At 38.8% G+C, this 4909-nt stretch carries 4 protein-coding genes and 1 pseudogene; 1 reads left to right on the top strand and 4 read right to left on the bottom strand.

Annotated elements, in window-relative coordinates; all coding sequences use genetic code 11:
* On the top strand, positions 1 to 324 hold a 324-nt coding region (locus tag BP27_RS17455; RefSeq protein ID WP_027851897.1), incomplete at its 5' end, for an IS30 family transposase.
* 65 nt (positions 325 to 389) lie between these two features.
* Here BP27_RS17455 and BP27_RS17610 read toward each other — a convergent pair.
* The 4 genes and pseudogenes from BP27_RS17610 to BP27_RS16440 form a co-directional block, all read right to left on the bottom strand.
* Positions 390 to 620: pseudogene (locus tag BP27_RS17610) on the bottom strand (AAA family ATPase); the annotation flags it as partial.
* Entirely contained in the window at positions 620 to 1924 is a 1305-nt protein-coding gene (locus tag BP27_RS16445; protein ID WP_051610591.1) for a DUF262 domain-containing protein, read from the bottom strand. The gene BP27_RS16445 and the pseudogene BP27_RS17610, both read right to left, overlap by 1 nt.
* Before the next feature lie 223 nt (positions 1925 to 2147).
* The gene (locus BP27_RS0113495; protein WP_027851978.1) at positions 2148 to 3956 is read right to left on the bottom strand and encodes a hypothetical protein; all 1809 of its coding nucleotides are present in this window, start codon (positions 3954 to 3956) and stop codon (positions 2148 to 2150) included.
* A 9-nt stretch (positions 3957 to 3965) separates the two neighbouring features.
* Positions 3966 to 4769 carry a methionyl-tRNA formyltransferase gene (locus tag BP27_RS16440; protein WP_211251316.1) on the bottom strand — a complete coding sequence of 268 codons (804 nt, stop codon included), beginning with the start codon at positions 4767 to 4769 and terminating at the stop codon, positions 3966 to 3968.
* Between the last annotated feature and the right edge of the window lie 140 nt (positions 4770 to 4909).

Genomic DNA, 4909 nt, shown 5'->3' with positions numbered 1-4909 from the left:
CCCTTTGCTTCTGTTGGTTTAGTACATACTCTAACGGCAGATAATGGTAAAGAGTTTGCTGAGCATCAAGCCATTGCAAAAGCACTGAATTGTGACTTTTACTTTGCAGACCCTTATGCTTCTTGGCAACGTGGATTGAATGAAAATACAAATGGCTTAATACGTCAATACTGCCCCAAAGGTTCATGCTTTAAGCACTTAGATGATGAGCATTTTGAATTCATTATGCATCGTTTAAATAACCGACCTAGGAAAACACTTGGAATGAAAACACCAAATGAAGTATTGTTTGAAGAATTACAGGCTGTTGCACTAGCAAGTTGAATCCAAGTTTCTATTTTCTTACAAAATGTCAAAGAAGCATTCTGACCATCACTAAATTCAGCATTAATATAGTAAGCATCTGGGTTAATATACTTGTTCTTTAAATCATCAAAACTGCCTAAGGTTTGTAAGTAATTAGTTATCTCTAAGTCTTTGTGGTCGCCTAGTAAAAGTATAGCTTGTAATAAAGATGACTTGCCGCTGGAGTTGGTACCAGTTATTAATGTTAAAGGTTTTAAGTCGATTATTTCATTTTCAAAACACTTAAAGTTTTCAATTTTAATATTCTTTAACATTATAAGCCCTCTATCAACTCTTCTATTTTCTGGTAACGTAAATTCACTTTAGTAGAGCTATCTACTGGGGTGGTAACGGCACTTAAGAATTCTTGGTCTGAGAATAGCTGCTTAATTTTAGCTTTGGTTTGTTCTGGGTTTAGTGTTGACTGTTCAAATGTAAATAAATAGGCCAAACATTCAAATAAAGCCATGCTTACGCTAGTGCGTCTTTCTTTTTCTAAATAGGTAGAAACCCTAAAGCCATTATCACCCAGTACTGAAAAAGAATTTTCCATAGCTTTTTCAAACGTAGTAGCAAGATCACTTAATTGTGAATCCGTACAATTATTTAAAAACTCCATGGTTTTACCAAGAAAGTTATCTATATCGCTTCTATATTCTATTAAGTTGTTTTCTGCACCAATAAGTAGTTTTTTACGCCATAAATAAAAGGCTAAAAAGCGCGAAATCATATAACTGTCTTTCATAACTCGTTGGCGTATGGAATTATCGGTAGCATTTTTAAAGTTGTTAGAGTTTTTTAATTTTTCTAGTAGATCGGTAGCCTTGCCTTGGTAAATTGCATTACGCATTTCTTGGTTGTTTAAACGTGTACCGCCTCGGTTTACTCTATCGAAAATATCAAATTTAATTCTGTCGGGTGTTGGTGGTTTAATTACATTTATTGAAAGCTTGTAGTCTTCAATTTTACCTTGTTGGATTCCAGATAAATCACTGAATTTTTTACTTTTTAGATTGCTTAAAACAGATAGCTCGCTTAACGAAAACTTATTATCTAAAAAATCAAATAAGGTGGTTAGGCGTTGCTTACCATCTATTACTTGGTTAATACCTTCTTTATTTTGAAAAAAATACATAATAGGTAAAGGGATACCCATTAAAATGGATTCAATTAATTCAGACTTTTGTTTAGTATTCCAAACATTGTGCCGTTGAAATTTTGGTGCAAGGTTAATTCTGCCTTTTTCATACTGCCTTCTTAATTCATATACTGAGCTGTCATCGGCAGAAACATTCACTGTTGTTGGGTAAACATCTTGCGGGGCATTGCTGGTTGGTGCCATGTCTGCATCATCAGCTTTATTTTCTTCTGCTTCTGTTTGCTCTTCAGCCTGTTCTTCTGCTTGCGTTTTGCCACAGCTAGAGCAAAAGTCTGCCCAACCCGTTAGGTTGTTCTCTATAGATATTAAGCTACCTGCTTCCTCTAAAGCTTTAGCGCATTCATCACAGTAAATATCTGTTGGATAATTTTCGCTGGATTTTTCAGCAAGCAGGTCGCCGTGGGTAGTACAAATTTTCATAAGTGGTTTACTGATTATGCTTAAAATTAGTTTTTATAAAACCTAGATTCAACTTGCTAGTGCAACAGTATGAAATTCTTCAAACCCTTTAAATTTACCCGATGAGATCAGCTATTAACGCGTTTTGCAGCAACTACAGCAAGGTCATTTAACTGAATTACACATGAAGCATTTCATACTTTACCCCTTAAAGCTTCACTTCTGCTAAAAAATTGTTATCACTTTACACTCCTACCCAAGCTTTGGTTTCTTGGTATTGCTGTCTTAACCAAGCGGCTAGGTGGTTGGTGGACTGCTTGCTTTGGTCGTAAGTTGCTAGCCAGTGTTTGGCTTGCTCTTTTTTGGTATTGAGTTGGTAGCAGGCGTAAGCAAGGCCGATGAGTTTGTCGCTGTAGGCTAGATTAGCCTGGTTATCGTTGAGTAGAACCTCGGCCTCTTCTAGGCTGGCTATGGCGAGTTGTTTAAAGTCTGCCTCAAACTGGGTGTTTGGTAGGGCTTTTTTGTAGGCGCAGTACTCGTCTAGAATAATCATTAGTTCATGCAAATGCGCCACTGGGTTGTGTATGCCTTGCCATAGTTTTTTCTTTTCTTCTAGCAACTCAAATATTTTTTCAAACAGGGCTTTACTGGGCTGGGCGTGCAGTAAAATCATTTCGTGTTTTAAGCTATCCACTTTTAAGCTTATTAACTCTGCTTTGGGGCTGGGCAAGCTGGGCGGTATTTCGTCTTGCAGGCGGTCTAGCGCGGGTTCTAGGCGTTTAAATTCAAATAACAGCCAGCTATAAAAGGTCATTATATCGGGGCGTGGTCCGATTCGCTCTAAAGCTTGGTTTAAGATTCCGCTTATTTCTTTAATAACGCGCAAGTAGTTTAACGTGTTAATAGCCGGTTTGTTTAGCATAGCGACTTGGGTGGCTTGCAGGGCTTTTTCAAAATCTACGCCATCATTAAAGTGCATACGCAGCCCCATCACCGTATAAAAAAAGCGTTGTTCGCCCTCTAGCTGTGGTAGTAGGTTTTCTTCGGCTTGTGCGTAGGCTTGTTCTAATGCTTGCCTGTCGTTTAACTGCCTTGCTAGGTTGATTTTTATATTGTGTAGGGCTAGTTGGTGGTCGGTGTTGTTGGGTGTTGCCAGTGCATCTAGCTGTTGAACAAAAGGCTGTAGCTTGTTGAGTTCGCCTTGTTTTGCATAGGTTAGGGCTAGGTTGTCTATCGTTATTTCTGCTTGGCCGAAGCTGTTTTTTTGCTGTTTTAGTATTTCCCACGCTTGGCGATAGGCGGCTATTACACTTTCATAATTTTGTAGATGAGTGTCGATTACGCCTAAGGTGTGTAGCAAGGCTACTTGGGTGTTGGCTGGTAAGTTGGGTTCGGCGTAATGTTGTTCTACTAAGTCTTTAGCTGCTTGAAACTTGTTTTCTATTAGGTACAACTCGGCTTGGGTTAAGTAGTATAGGCTTTGTTGTGCTTGGCTTAGCCGACCCTTTTGCAGGCGTGTTAGCGCTTGTTGGGTGGCTTTGAAATTGCCGCTGGCATAAAACAAGCGCATTAAATCTAGCTCTAATACGGTGCGTTCTTTAGGCAATAATGGTAAAGCCTGTAATTCTTGTAGTGTGTTGTACGCTTTAACCCACTCCCCTTGCGACTTATAGAAAGCAGCCTGCAAACTGCCGAGTTTTATTGTTGCGCTGGGTAATAAAAAAAGCGCTGAGTTGGCTTGTTGTAACCCCTGTTCTGCATCTGAACGCCTTAAGTCTTGATTGGCTAAGCTAATGGCTTTAATCAGCTTGCGCTCTACTGGTGAACAGCCCCAAGCAAACAAGGCGCTTAAAATAATAGCCAACAACCAAAGCGCGTAAACAGGTAACGGTAGGCTAGCAAGGTTTAGATTAAGCCAGTTAAACCCACTGTATTGGGTAAGTGAATACCAACCCGCCGCGACCAGTAACAATAGTGTTACCGCAATAAAACGCCAAGAAAAAGCGAGCGCAAAATAAGGGCGGGATAGGTTGTATATAGAAAGAAGATTCAAGGTGCTGACTTAACCTTTCAACATTGCCAAAATAGCCTTCTTTACACTAAAACTTTTACTTAAGTAGATATAACCTTCTGGTACAGCTAGTGCATATTTACCTTGATATTTAACTAGGCTACCTGCTTTATGGTTATTACTTTGCTTTTCAAAATCACCAACAAGCCAGCGCTGACCTTTATATAACCCTTTAGGCTGCTCAAAAGCATTTAACCAAAGTTCAGTTCCTCTCAATATATGCCAAATTCGTTCTATAGGCCATTCTTGCCAATTAATTATTTTTGCATGTTCTTCTGGTTTTAAATTTCTTGCGCGATCATTAGGGCTTAGTGGTGTCTGTGGCTGACGTGGTGCATTTCCTTCTTTAATTGCCTGTATTGCTTTAAGCATTAAAGGTACACCTGTTTCTGTAATTAGTTTATCTAAACGCTCAGGTGACTTAGTACCTAATGGAATATGCACTCTTTCTTGATAAATTATATCGCCTGTGTCCTCACCTTTATCTACATAGTGAATTGTAACACCTGGGTTCATTTCCATATTGTAGTATTGCCAAAAATCAGGATTAGCCCCTCTGTACTCAGGCAAATAAGAAGGATGCATATTTATTGTTCCATGTTTAGGCTGTCTAAAAATACTTTCTCGTAAAAGCTGTGACATGCTAAATACAACTATTAAATCAGGATTGATATTTTTAACCCACTGATCGATTTCTTTGTCCCGACCTTTACAAATATAGGTGTATTCAATATTTCGTTCTTCACAAAAGTTTTTTAGTGTTTGATGTTTTTTATTCCTGGATTCAACTCTCAAGTGCAACTCATTAAACTAGGATTGGATGGCAAGCTGCTGTAGCATCTTATGCTTTTCAATCGACCAAGAATGAGAAGCAAACATGAGACACTACACACAGCTCACCAGAGAGCAACGATACCAAATATCTGCCCTGCTTG

It is taken from the genome of Marinospirillum insulare DSM 21763, assembly GCF_000686905.1.
GTDB lineage: Bacteria > Pseudomonadota > Gammaproteobacteria > Pseudomonadales > Halomonadaceae > Marinospirillum > Marinospirillum insulare.
This window is presented reverse-complemented; position numbering and strand designations above follow the sequence as displayed.